18 protein-coding genes are annotated in these 17169 nt (G+C 70.3%); 12 read left to right on the plus strand and 6 right to left on the minus strand.

The window, feature by feature from the left end:
• Window positions 1–7 precede the first annotated feature (7 nt).
• Entirely contained in the window at window positions 8–1108 is a 1101-nt protein-coding gene (locus ACIQM3_RS21415; protein WP_401626639.1) for an amidohydrolase family protein, read from the minus strand.
• A gap of 103 nt (window positions 1109–1211) precedes the next feature.
• On the opposite strand from ACIQM3_RS21415, the gene ACIQM3_RS21420 reads away from it, so the two are divergent.
• From ACIQM3_RS21420 to ACIQM3_RS21450, 7 genes are all read left to right on the plus strand, one after another.
• Entirely contained in the window at window positions 1212–2318 is a 1107-nt protein-coding gene (locus ACIQM3_RS21420) for a pyridoxal-phosphate-dependent aminotransferase family protein (protein WP_401626641.1), read from the plus strand.
• Between the two features lie 336 nt (window positions 2319–2654).
• A complete protein-coding gene (gene ectA, locus ACIQM3_RS21425; protein ID WP_104790042.1) occupies window positions 2655–3179 on the plus strand; it encodes a diaminobutyrate acetyltransferase in 525 nt (174 codons plus the stop codon).
• Window positions 3180–3276: 97 nt separating this feature from the next.
• The gene (gene ectB, locus ACIQM3_RS21430) at window positions 3277–4539 is read left to right on the plus strand and encodes a diaminobutyrate--2-oxoglutarate transaminase (RefSeq protein WP_401626643.1); all 1263 of its coding nucleotides are present in this window, start codon (window positions 3277–3279) and stop codon (window positions 4537–4539) included.
• Window positions 4540–4602: 63 nt separating this feature from the next.
• Entirely contained in the window at window positions 4603–5001 is a 399-nt protein-coding gene (locus ACIQM3_RS21435; RefSeq protein ID WP_099176037.1) for an ectoine synthase, read from the plus strand.
• 3 nt (window positions 5002–5004) lie between these two features.
• The gene (gene thpD, locus ACIQM3_RS21440) at window positions 5005–5898 is read left to right on the plus strand and encodes an ectoine hydroxylase (RefSeq protein ID WP_401626645.1); all 894 of its coding nucleotides are present in this window, start codon (window positions 5005–5007) and stop codon (window positions 5896–5898) included.
• A gap of 333 nt (window positions 5899–6231) precedes the next feature.
• Window positions 6232–6447 (plus strand): hypothetical protein, encoded by a 216-nt coding sequence (locus tag ACIQM3_RS21445; RefSeq protein WP_401626646.1) that lies wholly within the window; start codon window positions 6232–6234, stop codon window positions 6445–6447.
• 149 nt (window positions 6448–6596) lie between these two features.
• Complete coding sequence (locus ACIQM3_RS21450) at window positions 6597–6791, plus strand: hypothetical protein (protein ID WP_401626648.1); 195 nt, start codon at window positions 6597–6599, stop codon at window positions 6789–6791.
• Between the two features lie 10 nt (window positions 6792–6801).
• Here ACIQM3_RS21450 and ACIQM3_RS21455 read toward each other — a convergent pair whose 3' ends face one another.
• Together ACIQM3_RS21455 and ACIQM3_RS21460 are read right to left on the minus strand one after the other, a co-directional pair.
• A complete protein-coding gene (locus ACIQM3_RS21455; RefSeq protein ID WP_401626650.1) occupies window positions 6802–7002 on the minus strand; it encodes a type II toxin-antitoxin system VapB family antitoxin in 201 nt (66 codons plus the stop codon).
• 243 nt (window positions 7003–7245) lie between these two features.
• Entirely contained in the window at window positions 7246–7440 is a 195-nt protein-coding gene (locus tag ACIQM3_RS21460; protein ID WP_401626651.1) for a hypothetical protein, read from the minus strand.
• A gap of 137 nt (window positions 7441–7577) precedes the next feature.
• On the opposite strand from ACIQM3_RS21460, the gene ACIQM3_RS21465 reads away from it, so the two are divergent.
• A complete protein-coding gene (locus ACIQM3_RS21465; protein WP_401626652.1) occupies window positions 7578–8585 on the plus strand; it encodes a VOC family protein in 1008 nt (335 codons plus the stop codon).
• A 3-nt stretch (window positions 8586–8588) separates the two neighbouring features.
• Here the strand turns inward: ACIQM3_RS21465 and ACIQM3_RS21470 are convergent, their stop codons facing one another.
• Complete coding sequence (locus ACIQM3_RS21470; protein ID WP_401626653.1) at window positions 8589–10148, minus strand: arabinogalactan endo-beta-1,4-galactanase; 1560 nt, start codon at window positions 10146–10148, stop codon at window positions 8589–8591.
• Window positions 10149–10195: 47 nt separating this feature from the next.
• Window positions 10196–12241 (minus strand): beta-galactosidase, encoded by a 2046-nt coding sequence (locus ACIQM3_RS21475; RefSeq protein ID WP_401626655.1) that lies wholly within the window; start codon window positions 12239–12241, stop codon window positions 10196–10198.
• A 185-nt stretch (window positions 12242–12426) separates the two neighbouring features.
• Between ACIQM3_RS21475 and ACIQM3_RS21480 the strand changes: the two genes are divergently transcribed.
• Genes ACIQM3_RS21480 through ACIQM3_RS21495 form a run of 4 tightly spaced genes read left to right on the plus strand, consistent with a single transcriptional unit; the run spans window position 12427 to window position 16597 of the window.
• A complete protein-coding gene (locus ACIQM3_RS21480; RefSeq protein ID WP_401626657.1) occupies window positions 12427–13740 on the plus strand; it encodes an ABC transporter substrate-binding protein in 1314 nt (437 codons plus the stop codon).
• Window positions 13737–14663: a carbohydrate ABC transporter permease gene (locus tag ACIQM3_RS21485; protein WP_401626659.1), complete on the plus strand. Its 927-nt coding sequence runs from the start codon at window positions 13737–13739 to the stop codon at window positions 14661–14663. The genes ACIQM3_RS21480 and ACIQM3_RS21485 overlap by 4 nt, the downstream gene beginning before the upstream one ends.
• Window positions 14660–15520 (plus strand): carbohydrate ABC transporter permease, encoded by an 861-nt coding sequence (locus tag ACIQM3_RS21490; RefSeq protein WP_401626660.1) that lies wholly within the window; start codon window positions 14660–14662, stop codon window positions 15518–15520. Before ACIQM3_RS21485 ends, ACIQM3_RS21490 begins: the two co-directional genes overlap by 4 nt.
• 42 nt (window positions 15521–15562) lie before the next feature.
• Window positions 15563–16597: a LacI family DNA-binding transcriptional regulator gene (locus ACIQM3_RS21495; RefSeq protein ID WP_401626662.1), complete on the plus strand. Its 1035-nt coding sequence runs from the start codon at window positions 15563–15565 to the stop codon at window positions 16595–16597.
• Window positions 16598–16686: 89 nt separating this feature from the next.
• Here the strand turns inward: ACIQM3_RS21495 and ACIQM3_RS21500 are convergent, their stop codons facing one another.
• The gene (locus tag ACIQM3_RS21500) at window positions 16687–17148 is read right to left on the minus strand and encodes a GNAT family N-acetyltransferase (protein ID WP_401627425.1); all 462 of its coding nucleotides are present in this window, start codon (window positions 17146–17148) and stop codon (window positions 16687–16689) included.
• Window positions 17149–17169 lie beyond the last annotated feature (21 nt).

A 17169-nucleotide genomic window follows, 5' to 3' on the forward strand; every position in this document is an offset into this window, starting at 1 on the left:
CCCCCGGTCAGCCCATCACCCGTCCGTTGAGCACGACCGCGCGCGGGGACGCCAGCATGCGTACGTCCGCCCTCGGGTCCTGGTCGTACATCACCAGGTCCGCCGGAGCCCCCTCCTCGAGCACCGGCCGGCCGAGCCACCGCCGCGCGCCCCAGGCCGTGGCGGAGAGTGCGTCGAGGGGCGGGATGCCGGCCTTCACCAGTTCGGCCACCTCGTCCGCGATCAGGCCGTGGGCGAGCGACCCGCCCGCGTCCGTGCCGGTGAAGACCGGGATCCCCGCGTCGTACGCCGCGCGCACGGTGTCGTACCGGTCCGCGTGAAGCCGCCGCATGTGGGCGGACCAGCGGGGGAACCTGGCCTCGCCCCCTGCCGCGAGGTCGGGGAAGGTGGCGATGTTGACCAGGGTCGGGACGATCGCCACGCCACGCTCCGCGAAGAGCGGGATGGTCTCCTCGGTCAGCCCCGTCGCGTGCTCGATGCAGTCGATCCCGGCCTCCACCAGGTCCCGCAGCGCGTCCTCGGCGAAGCAGTGCGCGGTGACCCGGGCACCGAGCCGGTGCGCCTCGGCGATCGCGGCCTCGACCTCGCCGCGCGGCCAGCAGGCGGTCAGGTCCCCGGCGTCCCGGTCGATCCAGTCGCCCACGAGCTTCACCCAGCCGTCGCCCCGCCGCGCCTCCTGGGCGACGTAGGCGACGAGGTCGCCGGGCTCGATCTCATGGGCGAAGTTGCGGATGTAACGACGCGTCCTCGCGATGTGCCGCCCCGCCCTGATGATCTTCGGCAGATCCTGGCGGTCGTCCACCCACCGGGTGTCGGAGGGTGATCCGGCGTCGCGGATGAGCAGCGTGCCGGCCTCCCGGTCGGTGAGGGCCTGCTTCTCGCTGGTCGCCGCGTCGACCGGCCCCTGGTGCCCGAGCCCCACATGGCAGTGCGCGTCCACGAGGCCGGGCAGCACCCACCCGGTGAGCGTCACGGCGTCGTCGGCGCCCGGCGGCCTCTCGTAGGTGATCCGCCCGTCGACCGCCCAGAGACCGTCCCTCACCTCATCGGGCCCGACGAGCACCCGCCCCTTGATCCGCAGCACCGGCGCCACCTCGTGATCACTCATGCACAGCACTGTACGAGGCCGTCCGGCCAGGCAGCAGGGGGGCGCTTAGTACCCTCGACGCAGGCGCTGAGAGCGCACCCGCCGACCCGAAGAGAGCAGCACCGTGACACACCCATTCCTCGACCTCGCCCCGCTCACCGCCGCGCGTTTCGCAGCGATCGAGCGGCGGGTGGCCGGCCTCCTCGGCACCGAGCAGGACGTCGTCATCATGCAGGGCGAGGCGCTGCTGCCCCTCGAAGGCTGCATCCGGGGCGGCGCCCGGCCCGGTTCGACCGCACTGAACATCGTCACGGGACCGTACGGCCAGACCTTCGGCGACTGGCTGCGCGACTGCGGCGCCGAGGTCGTCGACCTCGCGGTGCCGTTCCACACGGCGGTCACCGCCGAGCAGGTCGAGCGGGCGCTGGCCGAGCACCCCGCGATCGACTTCGTGTCGCTCGTGCACGCCGAGGCGGCGACCGGCAACACCAACCCGGTCGCGGAGATCGGCGAGGTCGTGCGGGCGCACGGCGCGCTGTTCATGGTCGACGCCGTCGCGTCGGTGGGCGCGGAGCCGCTGCTGGTGGACGCCTGGGGCGTGGACCTGTGCGTCATCGGCGCGCAGAAGGCCATGGGCGGCCCGGCAGGGGTCTCCGCGGTGTCGGTGAGCGCGCGGGCGTGGGAGCGGATGGCCGCCAACCCGAAGGCCCCGCGGCAGTCGTACCTCTCGCTGCTGGACTGGAAGGCCCGCTGGATCGACGGGGGCCGCAAGGCGCTGCCGCACGCGCCCGCCCAGCTCGAGATGCTGGCGCTCGACGCGTGCCTGGAGCGGATCGAGGCGGACGGCCCGGACACCGTCATGGCGCGGCACGCTTCGGCGGCCGCGGCGACCCGGGCGGGCGCCACGGCGCTGGGAGGCGGGCTGGAACCGTACGTCCACGAGGCCCGTGACGCGGCTCCGGTCGCCACGACACTGCGCGTACCGGCGGATCTCGACGCCGCGACGCTGGTCGGCCGGGCGCTCACGGCCGACTCCTCGCTGCCGCTGATCGCGGGGGGTGGGGCTCTGTCCAAGGAGATGATCCGGGTCAATCACTACGGTGTGCACGCGAAGCGGGACGCGGTGCTGTCCTCGCTGGCCGCCCTGGGCGCCGCGCTCGACGAGGCAGGCCGGAAGACCGATATCGAGGCTTCCCGCGAAGCCGTCGCGGAAACCTGGAAGAACAGCTGAATTATTGAAGCCCGTAACTTCGGCAATTCAATCGACGTGAAAGGGGAGCTGCTTTATCGGGAGCAGCTCCCCGCATTCTTCTTCCCCCGTTCTCCGAGGCTAAACGCCACAGTTTTCACCCGATCGGCCTACGCAATGCGAACGGATCTCGGGAGAGTTACAACGATGTGACCGACCCCACATCGAGTCTGTTATGGCCGATAAATTCCGGACAAGACTAGCGAAATCACCCCCCGATCGGAGCGGGCCCGCGCCCGCGTGATAGCACAACAGGCGCGCTGACCCAACCCCCTGCGACGATGCAATTTTGATTTTTGCTGGGTAAATTCAATTCGCATGACCGCCGCACCAGCAGATTTTGCAAGTGCCCGAAGCGAATTCCTCAGAATCGACACCCCGCGAGTGGAGGACGGAGCTGCGATCTGGCGCATTGCCCGCGACTCCGAGGTACTGGACCTCAACTCCTCGTACAGTTACCTGCTGTGGTGTCGTGACTTCGCGGCGACCTCCGTGGTCGCCCGCGACGAGAACGGCGACCCGATCGCCTTCGTGACCGGATACATCCGCCCCGACCGCCCCGAGACGCTCGTCGTCTGGCAGGTGGCCGTCGACCAGGCCCACCGCGGGAAGGGACTGGCGGCCACTCTGCTGGACGCACTGACCTCCCGTGTCGCCTCCGACCAGGGCCTGGCCTCGGTCGAGACGACGATCACCCCGGACAACACCGCCTCCGACCGGCTGTTCACGTCCTTCGCGCAGCGGCACGACGTGCCCCTGGAGCGCGAGGTGCTCTTCGAGGGGGCGCTGTTCCCCGAGGGGACGCACCTGCCGGAGGTGCTCTACCGCATCGGCCCGTTCTAGGGCCTCCCAGCGCCCCTCCGCGCCCCGCCCGGGCGCGGCTTCCCCGGGCATGCCTGACCCGCCGCCCGTCACACCCCCCTCGAGCAGGAGATCAGCTGTGACCATCACCCCGCCCGCCCTGAGCGTCTTCGAGACCCTGGAATCGGAAGTACGGAGCTACTGCCGCGGTTGGCCCGCAGTCTTCGACCGCGCGCAGGGCGCCCGGCTGACCGACGAGGACGGCCACTCGTACCTCGACTTCTTCGCCGGTGCCGGTTCGCTGAACTACGGCCACAACAACCCGGTGCTGAAACGCGCGCTGATCGACTACATCGAGCGCGACGGCATCACCCACGGCCTGGACATGGCCACGACGGCCAAACGGGCGTTCCTCGAGACGTTCGAGAACGTGATCCTGCGCCCGCGTGACCTGCCCTACAAGGTGATGTTCCCCGGTCCGACCGGCACCAACGCCGTCGAGGCGGCGCTGAAGCTCGCCCGCAAGGTCAAGGGCCGCGAGTCCGTCGTCTCGTTCACCAACGCCTTCCACGGCATGTCGCTCGGTTCGCTCGCCGTGACCGGCAACGCGTTCAAGCGGGCCGGAGCCGGCATCCCGCTGGTGCACGGCACCCCGATGCCGTTCGACAACTACTTCGACGGCACCGTCCCCGACTTCATCTGGTTCGAGCGGCTCCTGGAGGACCAGGGTTCCGGGCTCAACAAGCCCGCCGCGGTGATCGTGGAGACCGTGCAGGGTGAGGGCGGCATCAACGTCGCCCGCGCCGAGTGGCTCCGCGCCCTCCAGGAGCTCTGCCACCGCCAGGACATGCTCCTGATCGTCGACGACATCCAGATGGGCTGCGGCCGGACCGGCGGCTTCTTCTCCTTCGAGGAGGCCGGCATCGTCCCGGACATCGTCACGCTGTCGAAGTCCATCAGCGGCTACGGCATGCCGATGTCGCTCTGCCTCTTCAAGGGCGAGCTGGACATCTGGGAGCCGGGCGAGCACAACGGCACGTTCCGCGGCAACAACCCGGCCTTCGTCACCGCCGCCGCCACGCTCGACGCCTACTGGGCCGACGGCCAGATGGAGAAGCAGACCCTGGCCCGTGGCGAGCAGGTCGAGCAGACGATGCTCGCGATCTGCGGCGAGGAGCCGACCGCGCAGTTCCGCGGCCGCGGCCTGGTCTGGGGCCTGGAGTTCACCGACCCCGAGCGCGCCTCCGCCGTCTGCGCGCGCGCCTTCGAGCTGGGGCTGCTGCTGGAGACCTCCGGCCCGCAGTCCGAGGTCGTGAAGCTGCTGCCGCCGCTGACCATCACCCCCGAAGAGCTGGACGAGGGCCTGCGCACGCTGGCCCGGTCCGTCCGCGAGACCGCCTGAGCAGGGTCACGCACCCGCGCAGGCACCACAGAGCAGGACAGAAGAGAAAGGCACCATCCCACCGTGATCGTCCGATCTTTCAGTGACATCGAGAACACCGACCGGCACATCAAGTCCGCTTCAGGTACCTGGGAGAGCAAGCGCATCGTGCTCGCCAAGGAGAAGGTGGGCTTCTCGCTCCACGAGACCGTGCTGTACGCGGGCACGGAGACGTCGATGTGGTACGCGAACCACATCGAGGCCGTTCTGTGCACCGAGGGCGAGGCCGAGCTCACCAACGACGAGACCGGCGAGAAGCACTGGATCTCCCCCGGGACGATGTACCTGCTGAACGGGCACGAGCACCACACCCTGCGGCCGAAGACCGACTTCCGCTGCGTGTGCGTCTTCAATCCCCCCGTCACCGGACGGGAGGACCATGACGAGAACGGTGTATACCCGCTGCTGACAGAGGAGGGCTGAACCATGACCACCGATGTACGCGCCGACCTGTACCCCTCGCGCGGCGCCGCCGAGATGACCACTCCCCGCCAGGACCCGGTCATCTGGTCCGCGCCGGGCGCGCCGGGACCGATCGCCGCGAAGGACCTCCAGTCCTTCGAGCACGACGGCTTCCTCGCCATCGACCAGCTCATCACCCCCGGCGAGGTGGCGGGCTACCACGCCGAGCTGGACCGGCTGATCGCCGATCCGCGGGTCCGCGCCGACGAGCGCTCGATCATCGAGCCGAAGACGCAGAGCGTGCGGTCCGTCTTCGAGGTCCACAAGCTCAGCGAGGTCTTCGCGAACCTGGTCCGCGACGAGCGTGTGGTGGGCCGGGCCCGCCAGATCCTGGGCTCCGACGTGTACGTCCACCAGTCGAGGATCAACGTCAAGCCGGGCTTCGGCGCCTCGGGCTTCTACTGGCACTCGGACTTCGAGACCTGGCACGCCGAGGACGGTCTGCCGAACATGCGGACCGTGTCCGTCTCGATCGCGCTGACCGAGAACTACGACACCAACGGCGGGCTGATGATCATGCCCGGCTCGCACAAGTCGTTCGTCGGCTGCGCGGGCGAGACGCCGAAGGACAACTACAAGAAGTCCCTGCAGATGCAGGACGCCGGCATCCCGTCCGACGAAGTGCTGACCAAGATGGCCGACCGCCACGGCATCAAGCTCTTCACCGGCAAGGCCGGCTCGGCGACCTGGTTCGACTGCAACGCCATGCACGGGTCCGGGGACAACATCACCCCGTACGCGCGCAGCAATGTCTTCATCGTCTTCAACAGCGTGGAGAACACGGCGCAGGAGCCCTACGCGGCTCCGATCCGCCGGCCCGATTTCATCGGGGCGCGCGACTTCACCCCGGTGAAGTAGGGGCGTACGACGGTCAGGTGGGGGCGGGACGCATCGCGCGTCCCGCCCCCACCTGCGACTGGCCCACGTTCCCAGGGCGTCCCCCTGCCGGATCGTCGGCCCCCGGCGCGCCTCGCCCTCGGCCTGACCGTCGCCCGGGCCACCTCGCCCGCCGGCGCGTGCACCCCCCGGGATCTCAGCCGGGCGTAGACCGTGGGCGGGCCGGAACCGCCGGGCGGGCCCGGTGCATCTCTCCTGGCGACGAGAGACGAGAAGGGGTTGAGGCGCCGTGGCGGGGAGTGCTGCGGACACCGTCCGTGGCAGGCGGCCGAGAGGCGGCCTCCGGGGGAGGACGTGGGCCGTCCCGGGCATGCCGACTGCGAGTACACCACGCTTGATCACGCGGGTCCCGCGATGTTCATGCTGGCGGTGAGCGGGCTGTTCATGCTGGTGCTGATCCTGATGGTGGACGTGGTCCTGCCCCTGCGGCGTGGTGACCGTCCCGGGAGGTGGCTCGGCACGGCCGTGCTGATCCTGGCACCGTTCACGGTGTGCGCGGCGCTGGACTAGGAGCTGCCTCACAGGCTCATCCGTCGCCCTGGACGGGTCGGCCTGCTCGTCGGCCGGTTTTTCGGCGCACACACGAGCCGGTCGCACTCGGGACACCCGGGCAGGGTGAGGCCACCCGCATCGGCGGCCGGGAGGCGCTCGGGCTGAACGTGACCGATCCGTCGGACAAGGAAGGCACGTACACCTTCTATGTCGCCGCCGAGGGCGAGCCGCATCTGCTGAAGGCCGTGTACAAGAGCGGGAAGCAGGTCACCACCACGTCGTTCGGTGACTTCGACAAGCCGCTGGACATCCGGCCGCCCGCGTCGGCCGAGGTGCTGGACATGCGTGACGCCACCGGCTAGTGCTCACCGGTCAGGCTTGAGGTTCCTGCGGCTTGACCTCGACCTCGCGCAGGCTCTGGTCCGTGCGCTCGGTGCGTGCCTCGGTGCGGTGCCCCCGGGCGATGTAGTCGCGCACGACCGCTTCGACGGCGTCCTGAGGTGTACCGACCCCTGCCAGGACCATCACTTCCACCACCAGTTCGGCGTCGAGGCTGATGTTGACCTTGGCCATGGAAGGCCCCCTTCGTCGGTCCGCGACTGTAACAGCCGCGCAGCGGCGGCCTGCTCGCCCTGAGGTTCATGGCACGATCCTGGCGGTATCCGTGCGGCTGCACGCCGCCGTTGCGCTCGGACTCGGCGGGCGGTGAGCCCTCCCTGTAGTGGCAGTAGTGCGTTGCCGGCACCTCGGGGGCAATGGCGCTGCCACTACAGCCCCACCGCCCCCGAGAAAGAATGCGCGTCAGAGCTCCCGGAATTAGACGGCTACGGGGATGTGGACGCACCCAAGACTCTCGTACAGGGCGCGGGCCGGGGCGTGGAACGGGTCTCCCCCGGTGCCGATCTCGACCACCTCTGCGCCCAGCTTCCGCATCTCACCGAATGCCGGCACGTAGCTCGCACTGCACGAGAAGAGCGACGGCTCCGGCAGCCTCCCAGGGGTGGTGTTCACCCTGGCTAGGCGCCATTGCGAAGTTACGGACACCCAAATCACCCATATCGATCCGTATTCCGTCCTCAACTTCCCTATGACCTGAGGCGGGTCAATTCGCTGGACCGCGGCGGGGGTCAGCGGCGACAGTGACGGCCATGACTTCGCTCGTACAGCACATCACCATCGACTGCGCCGATGCCTACGAACTGGCCCTTTTCTGGGCCGAGGTGCTCGGCTCGCCGGTCTCCGACGACGACGCGCCGGGCGATCCCGAGGCGCTCGTGGAGGCGCCGGGCGCGGCGCTGCTCTTCGTCACCGTGCCCGAACCCAAGCGCGCCAAGAACCGGATCCATCTGGATGTCCGTCCCGAGAGCCGCACCCGTGACGAGGAGGTCGAGCGTCTGCTCGCTCTCGGCGCCACGCTGGTCGCCGACCACCGTAAGCCGAACGGGCGCGGCTGGGCGACCCTGGCGGATCCGGAGGGCAACGAGTTCTGCGTGGAGTGCGGTGCGGCGGAGCGTGCCGCACTGACCGGCACACGGCTGCCGGTCACCGCCGACGACGTGACGCGGGCGGTTCGGCTTGCGGTCGACACCCTCGCGGAGTCGCCGAAGGACGACTGGCGTGTCCCGGCGGGGTCGTTGACGTGGGACTGCTGGGAGACCGTGGAGCATCTGAGCGACGACCTCTTCGCGTACGCGGTCCAACTCGGCCCGCGCAAGCCCTCGCTGGAGAGCGAGGTTCCCTACCGCTGGGCCCCGGACCGCGAGGGCGGCCCCTGGAACTCGATCTTCGCGAATCCGGAGGTGGGGACCGCAGGCCTGCTCCAGACGCTGGAGGCCAGTGGCGCCCTCCTGACCGCGATGGTCCGGACGGCGTCTCCCGCTCTCCGTTCCTACCACTCGCACGGCGTCTCCGACCCGGAGGGCTTCGCCGCGATGGGTGTCGTCGAGACCCTGGTGCACACCCACGACGTCGCCGCCGGGCTGTCGCTCTCCTGGGCCCCGCCCCGGGACCTCTGCGACCGGGTGCTGGCCCGGCTCTTCCCCGACGCCCCGGACGACGACGACCGGTGGACCGTGCTGCTGTGGTCCACCGGCCGCGCGGATCTGCCGGGCCGCGACCGCGTCACCTCGTGGAAGTGGCACGGTGCGCCGCTGTAGCCGTCAGCGGTGGGAGAACCACGCCGCCGCCGGGAGCAGCCTGCCGTTGTAGTCGAACACCGCCTGGTTCTCCCAGGCGTTCCCCGACGCCGGGTCGGCCGGGTCCCAGCCGCCCCCGGTGACCGCGGTCCACGCCGGCTCCCAGTAGACGGCGCCGAGTCCCCGGCCGTTCGGGACGGCCTCGACGACGTTCATGACGTCCCGGAGGTTGGCCGCCTGGCCGGCCGGGGTGGCCGGGTAGCCGGTGACCAGCTGGTCGGCGGTGGCGACGTTGTTCTCCAGGCCGTCGTCGTCCGCGAGCGTATGGGCGTAGGCGGTCTCGGCGACCAGCACCGGCTTCCCGTAGCGGGACGCGGCGTCGTCCAGGTTGGCCTGGAGTTCGGCCAGCGAGCCGTGCCAGTAGGCGTAGTACGAGAGGGCGATGACGTCGAACGGCACCTTCTGCGCCACGGCGTTGTCGAACCACCGGCGGGTGCCCGCGTTGTCGCCGCCCTTGGCGAGGTGCAGGGCCACCTTCGTCGTGGAGGAGACCGCCTTGGCGGCGTTCGCCCCGGAGGTGAGAAGGCCGCCGAGCTGTGCCCAGTTGTCCGTCGAGCCCTCCGGCCAGAGCATTCCGGCGTTGGTCTCGTTGCCGATCTGCACCATGTCGGCCGTGGTGCCCTGGGCCTTGAGCGCGTTCAGCACGTCGTACGTGTGGTTGTAGACGTCCGTGCGCAGCCGGCTGTAGCTGTGTCCGGCCCAGGCGGCGGGCTTGTTCTGCTTGCCGGGGTCGGCCCAGGCGTCGGAGTAGTGGAAGTCGACGAGGGTCTTCATGCCGAGGGCCTTGGCGCGCTTGGCCATGGCCAGGACGTGGGCCTTGTCGTTGTAGCCGTCGGCCGGGTCCACCCAGACCTTGAGGCGTACGTAGTTCATCCCGGAGCTCTTGAGGATGCTCATGGCGTCCCCGGCCCTGCCGCTCGCGTCGCTGTACGTCGCGCCGTGCGCCTCGTTCTTCGGGAGGGTGGAGAGGTCACCGCCCCTGACGCTCAGTCCGGTGGATCCAGGGGTGAAGGTGATGTCGTCGAAGTTGGCCCACTCCCCCGCGTGCGCGTCGGAGTTGAGGTTGATGGTGCAGGACCCGCCGGTCACCTTGACGGAGGTGACCAGCCGGACCCAGGCACCGTTCGCGGTCGGCGGCAGGTCGGTGCGCTGCTCGGCGGCGCCGCAGTTGCGCAGGGCGATGTAGGCGGAGTTCTGGCCTCCGCCGGAGCGGACCCAGGCGCTGAGGGTGTACGTGCCGTCGGTGAGACCGCTCAGGTACTGGTAGGTCTCGACCTTGTACGCCGAGGCCGACCAGTGGCTGAGCCGGGTGCTGCCGCCGTGGCCGCCCGCCTCGGTGAAGGAGGCGGCGTCCTGCCCGCCGGCCGAGTACGTCGACCAGCCGGTCGCGCCCGACTCGAAACCGGTGTTGACGGGGGTGGTGGCCGCGTGGGCGGCCTGGGCGGGGAGCGCGGCGAACACGAGGCCGGACAGTGCGGCCACCGTCCCGGCCGCTTTCGCGCGGGTGTGCGTCGTTCCGTACATCGTCGATGTCCCTTCGACAGTTGTGCGGGATGAGCGGGGGTGGTGCCTCAGGCGTCGAGCCGTACGACGCGGACCGCCCCCGCCGGAACGGCGAGCTTGTCCACGGCGGGCTCGCCGGTGAGGAGTTCGGTGCCGGGGGCGTTCAGCGCCACGCCGGCGTCCGCGTCGGAGTGGTTGATCGCGAAGAGGTAGCTGCCCGTGTCGCCGGTGCGGCGTACCACTTCGACGTCGTACGGGAGGTTCGTGCGCGGCTCGACGCCGGCGTCGGCTGCGGCCCGCTCCAGGACCGCGTCCAGGTCGGGGCCGGAGAGCCTGGTGGAGATGTACCAGGCGGTGCCCTCGCCGAGCTGGTTGCGGGTGACGGCGGGGCGGCCGGCCGGGATGCCGTCGGCGTACGCCCAGACCGTCTCGGCGCCGCGCGGGATCACCACGTCCGACCAGACGTCACCGGTCAGCTCCGGGCCTTCGGGGGCACCCTCGGGGGTGATGAGTCGGACGGTGCCGCCCTCGCCGAGCGGGGAGAACTCCTCGACGGTCAGGCCGAGGACGTCCCGGAACGCACCCGGGTAGGGGCCGGGGTGCACCGCGTCGTCGGTGTCGACGATGCCGGAGAAGTACGAGACGACGAGGGTGCCGCCGCTCTCGACGTAACGGCGCAGATTGCGTCCGCTCTCCTCGGTGGCGAGGTAGAGGGCGGGGACGACGACCAGCGGGTAGCCGGAGAGGTCGGCGTCCGGGTGCGCGAAGTCGACCGTGAGGTGCTGGTCGTAGAGCGAGGCGTAGAAGGTGTCGGCGCGCTCGCGGGCGTCGTGCTCCTCGCTCGGGCGCCACTCCAGGCGCTGCGCCCACCAGGACTCCCAGTCCCAGAGCATCGCCACGTCGGCGACGGTCCGGGTGGACCGGACGCCCTCCAGCAGGCCGAGTCCGGCGCCGAGCGCGCTCACCTCGCGCCAGATCCGTGAGTCGGTGCCGGCGTGCGGGACCATCGCGGAGTGGAACTTCTCGGCGCCGCGCCGGGACTGCCGCCACTGGAAGAACATCGCGCCCTCGGATCCCCGGGCGACGTGGGCGAGGCTGTTGCGGGCCATCTCGCCGGGGCGCTTGGCGGGGTTGCGGGGCTGCCAGTTGACACCGCTGGTGGAGTGCTCCAGGAGCAGCCAGGGCGCGCCGCCCGCGACCGAGCGGGTGAGGTCGGCGGCCATGGCGAGGTTGACGTGGGTGCGGCGGCCGTCGGTGATCAGGTAGTGGTCGTTGGTGACGAGGTCGACCTCGCGGCCCCAGGCCCAGTAGTCGACGGAGTCGCACTGGCTGAGGGCGGTCATGAAGTTGGTGGTGACGGGGATGCCGGGGGCGAGACGGTGCAGGATGTCGCGCTCGGCGGTGAAGTTCTCCCGCATGGTGGCGTCGGCGAAGCGGGCGTAGTCCAGCTGCTGGGCCGGGTTGCCGACGGTCGGGGTGGTGCGGGGCGGGTCGATGTCGTCGAGGCTGCGGTAGCGCTGGCCCCAGAAGGCGGTGCCCCAGGCCTCGTTGACCGCGTCGACGGAGCCGTGCCGGGCGGTGAGCCAGCGTCGGAAGTGGGCGGCGCAGTTGTCGCAGTAGCAGGCGCTGACGGGGACGCCGTACTCGTTGTGGACGTGCCACATCGCGAGGGCGGGGTGGTTCGCGTAGCGGCGGGCGAGCTGCTCGGTGATGTTCGCCGCCGCCGCGCGGTAGGGGGCCGAGCTGTGGCAGATCGCGCCACGTGATCCGAAGGCGAGGCGCACCCCGTCGCGGCTGAGCGGGAGAGCCTCGGGGTGGGCGCGGTAGAACCAGGCGGGCGGTGCGACGGTGGGGGTGCCGAGGTCGGCGCGGACGCCGTTGACGTGCAGCAGGTCCAGGAGACGGTCGAGCCAGCCGAAGTCGTAGGTGCCCGGTTCGGGTTCCAGCAGCGCCCAGGAGAAGATCCCGACGCTGACCATGGTCACGCCGGCTTCCCGCATCAGGCGTACGTCCTCGTGCCAGACCTCTTCGGGCCACTGCTCGGGGTTGTAGTCGCCGCCGAAGGCCAGCTTGTGCAGGCCGACCGGGTACGGCGTGGGTTCTGCGTGCGGCATGGACAGCTCCTGGCTCTTTTGGACAACTTCTGGGAACGTGCACACACACTCTCGGCGGCGCAGGGCCAACATAACCGCACAGCAACAACCATTGACAAGTGTCGGTTTCGTTTCTCTACTGTGAACGCTCACAGCGCCTTTCCGGCCGGCCCTAAGCGCTTGTTCATCTCGTCAGGGGAGAAACCATGAAATACCGCACCGTCGCGGTGTCCACAGCCGCCGCACTCGCCGCCACCGCCCTGCTCTCCGGGTGCGGCTCGGACGACAGCGGCGACGAGTCGGCCGCTTCCGGGCCCGCTTCGCTGACCTACTGGGCGTGGGCGCCCGGCATGGACAAGGTCGCGGACATCTGGAACAAGGGCCCGGGCAAGGAGGCCGGCATCACCGTCACGGTGAAGAAGCAGGCGTCCGGCGACGACCTGGTCACCAAGATCATCACGGCGGCGAAGGCCCACAAGGCGCCTGACCTGGTCCAGGCCGAGTACCAGGCGCTCCCCACCCTGGTCTCCAACGACGTCCTCGCCGACATATCCGAGGAGGCGGGCGACGTCGAGAAGGAGTTCGCCGGCGGGATCTGGCAGCAGACGACACTCGGTTCGGACGCCCTGTACGCCCTGCCGCAGGACTCCGGCCCGCTGATGTTCTACTACCGCAAGGACCTCTTCGAGCAGTACGGCCTGACCGTGCCCACCACCTGGGACGAGTTCGCCGAGACCGCCCGCGCGCTGAAGAAGAAGGCGCCGGACAAGGACCTCACCACCTTCTCGTCCAACGACTCGGGCCTCTTCGCGGGCCTCGCCCAGCAGGCGGGCGCGAAGTGGTGGACGACGGGCGGGGACAAGTGGAAGGTCGCCATCGACGACCCGGCCACGCAGAAGGTCGCCGACTTCTGGGGCGGCCTGGTCGAGGAGGGGGCCATCGACAACCAGCCGATGTACACCCCGGCCTGGAACAAGGCGCTCAACACCGGCAAGCAGGTCGCCTGGGTCAGCGCCGTCTGGGCGCCGGGCACCCTGACCACGGCCGCGCCCGAGACGAAGGGCAAGTGGGCCATGGCCCCGCTCCCCCAGTGGAAGGCGGGCGAGAACGTCACCGGCAGCTGGGGCGGCTCCTCCACGGCGGTCACCAACGACTCGAAGGACAAGAAGGCCGCCGCGGCCTTCGCCAAGTGGCTGAACACCGACCCCACGGCCCTCGCCGCGCTGGTGAAGGAGGGCGGCATCTACCCCGCCGCCACGGCCGCCCAGACCGGCGGCGCGCTCTCGAAGGCGCCGGACTACTTCTCCGGCCAGCCCGGCTTCTACACCGAGGCCGCCAAGATCGCCCAGGGCACCGCCCCGGCCGCCTGGGGCCCGAACGTCAACGTCGCGTACAGCGCCTTCAAGGACAACTTCGCCGCAGCGGCCAAGAACAAGTCGGACTTCGGCGCCGCGCTGTCCGCGATGCAGGACGCCACCGTCGCGGACCTGAAGAAGCAGGGCTTCGGAGTCTCGGAGTGACTCGCGCACCCCGCGGGAAGGCGTACGGGGTCAAGAGCGCCCCGTACGCATTCCTGGTCCCCGCCACCGTCCTGTTCCTGCTCTTCTTCGCCCTGCCCATCGGCTACGCCGTGTACCTCAGCTTCCGCCGGACCGAGGTCAAGGGGCTCGGCCTCGGGAAGGGCGCCCGCGACGAGATCTGGGCCGGGCTCTCCAACTACACCGACGCCCTCTCCGACTCGGAACTGCTGCACGGAGCGCTGCGCATCCTCGGCTACGGCGCGATCGTCGTCCCGGTGATGCTCGGCCTCGCCCTGCTCTTCGCCCTGCTGCTGGACACCGACGGGCTCCGGCTGCGCGGCTTCACCAGGCTGGCGATCTTCCTGCCGTACGCGATCCCGGGCGTCATCGCCGCGCTGATGTGGGGCTTCCTGTACCTGCCCGACGTCAGCCCCTTCCTGTACCTGCTCGACGCGATGGGGCTGCCGCAGCCCGATCTGCTGGACGGCGGGCCGCTGTACCTCTCGCTGGCCAACATCGCGGTGTGGGGCGGCACCGGCTTCAACATGATCGTGATCTACACCTCGCTGCGGGCGATCCCCGCCGAGATCTTCGAGGCCGCACGGCTCGACGGCTGCTCTCAGCTCCAGATCGCGCTGCGGATCAAGATCCCCATGGTGGCGCCCTCGCTGATCCTGACCTTCTTCTTCTCGATCATCGCGACGCTCCAGGTCTTCAGTGAGCCCACGACGCTGAAGCCGCTCACCAACTCGTTGTCCACCACCTGGAGTCCGCTGATGAAGGTCTACCAGGACGCCTTCGTCAACAACGACATCCACGCGGCGGCGGCCCAGGCGGTCATCATCGCCCTCGCCACCCTCGCCCTGTCCTTCGGCTTCCTCAGGGCGGCCAACTCCCGTACGAAGCAGGGAGACTCCCGATGAGTACCCGGTCCCTCACCGCCCCCGGCCGCCGGCGTCTCCCCCTCGTCCCCACGGCCGCGCTGCTCCTCGGCGCCGTGTACTGCCTGCTGCCCGTCGTCTGGGTCCTGGTCGCCTCGACGAAGTCCGGCAGCGAGCTGTTCTCCACCTTCACCTTCCTGCCCGGCTCCGGGTTCACCGACAACGTCGCCGACCTCACGGAGTACCGCGACGGGGTCTACTGGAAGTGGATGGCCAACTCGGCCTTCTACGCCGGCGTGGGCGCCCTGCTGTCCACGGCGGTGTCCGCGGTCTCGGGGTACGCCCTGGCGGTGTACCGCTTCCGCGGCAAGGAGACGGTCTTCAACATCCTGCTCGCCGGGGTCCTGATGCCTCCGGTGATCCTGGCCGTGCCGCAGTATCTGCTGCTGGCCGAGGCCGACATGACCGACTCGTACCTCTCGGTCCTCCTGCCGCTGATCCTCTCCCCGTACGGCGTCTACCTCGCCCGGATCTACGCGGCGGCCGCCGTGCCGGCCGATGTGATCGAGGCGGGACGGATGGACGGGGGTGGCGAGTGGCGGATCTTCCGGACCATCGCGCTGCCGATGATGCTGCCGGGGCTGGTGACGGTGTTCCTGTTCCAGTTCGTGGCGGTCTGGAACAACTTCCTGCTGCCCTACATCATGCTCGGCGACGACGAGAAGTTCCCGGTGACCCTGGGGCTGTACACGCTGCTCCAGCAGGGCGCCAACACCCCGGCGCTCTACACGCTGGTCATCACCGGGGCGCTGCTGGCGATCATCCCGCTGATCGCCCTGTTCCTGGTGATCCAGCGGTTCTGGAGCCTGGACCTGCTCTCCGGCGCCGTAAAGTCCTGACTGCTCCTCAACAGGGCGACCTTTGATGAAAGATCATGCAACATGAGCCGCACAGAACAGAACGGCGCGGGACGCCGCAGGCCGCCGACGATCCACGACGTCGCCCGGGAGGCCGGGGTCTCCCGGGGCACGGTCTCCCGGGTGCTCAACGGCGGTCACAACGTCAGCGCGGCCGCGCTCGACGCGGTTCAGTCCGCCATCCGGCGGACCGGCTACACCGTGAACCGGCACGCCCGGTCGCTGATCACCGGACGCTCCGACTCGGTGGCGTTCCTGCTGACCGAGCCCCAGGAGCGCTTCTTCGAGGACCCGAACTTCAACGTGCTGCTGCGCGGCTGCACCACCGCGCTGGCCGCGCACGACATCCCGCTGCTCCTGATGATCGCGGGTACGGAGGCGGAGCGGCGCCGCAACATGCGCTACATCGCCGGGCACGTGGACGGGGTGCTGCTGGTCTCCAGCCACTCCGGAGACCCGGTCGCCGCGCAGCTGCACGAGGCCGGGGTGCCGCTGGTGGCCTGCGGGAAGCCGCTCGGGCAGGGGTCGCGGGTCAGCTATGTGGCCGCCGACGACCGGCACGGCGCCCGGGACATGGTGCGCTTCCTGTACGGGTCGGGGCGCCGCCGGATCGCCACGGTCACCGGACCGTTGGACACCCCGGGCGGCGTGGACCGGCTGGCGGGTTACCGGGAGACGCTCGCGGAGTGCGGGCTGCCGGTCGACGAGGCCTTGATCGTGCCGGGCGACTACAGCCGGGCGGGCGGTGAGGCGGCGGCCGCGCTGCTGCTGGAGCGGGCGCCCGATGTGGACGCGGTGTTCGTCGCGTCGGACCTGATGGCGCAGGGGGTGCTGAGCACGCTGGAGCGGGCCGGCCGGCGTGTGCCGCAGGACATCGCGGTCGGCGGGTTCGACGACTCGCCCGCGGCGCTCGCGGCGCGCCCGGAGCTGACGACGGTCCGCCAGCCGTGGGACCGGATCAGCTCCGAGATGGTGCGGGTGCTGCTGGCGCAGATCGGCGGGGAGGACCCTGCCGCGGTCATCCTCCCCACCGAGCTGGTGCGCCGGGACTCGGCGTAGAGGCGGGCGGCGGGAGGCCGCGGCCTCCCGGCGCCGGGCTCGTACCGGTCTCAGCGGACGGGCCTCCCGCTACCGGACGGGTACCGGTCTCAGCCGACCCGCCGGGCCAGTACCTGCCCCGGCCAGGTCCCGGACAGGAAGCTGTCCGTGCGGGCGAAACCGTTGCGCTCGTAGTACGCGACGAGCTCGCCTCCGCCGCCCGCCCAGCAGTCGACCCGCAGAAGGCCGGCACCGGCCCGCCGGGTCTCCTCCACGGCATGGGCCAGCAGAGCCGCCCCGATGCCCAGGCCGGCATGCCGGCGGTCGGAGACGAGCAGGCGCACGTACCGCTCCGGTTCCCCGGCCGCCGGGATCGGCATCTGCGGGTTGGGGCCGGAGTCGAGCACCAGCGCCCCGGCGGCGACGCCGCCAAGCTCCGCGACGTAGGGCGAGTTCACGGTGGTGTACCGCTCGATCCGGGCCACGCCGCCGGACGTCTGCGAGTACGGGACCGTGCCCCACTGTTCGGTGTTGCCGCGGGCGTTCATCCAGGCCACCGCGGAGTCGAGCATGTCCAGGACGGCCGGTGCGTC

Origin of the sequence: Streptomyces sp. NPDC091271 (assembly GCF_044757505.1) — a bacterium.
Lineage (GTDB): Bacteria > Actinomycetota > Actinomycetes > Streptomycetales > Streptomycetaceae > Streptomyces.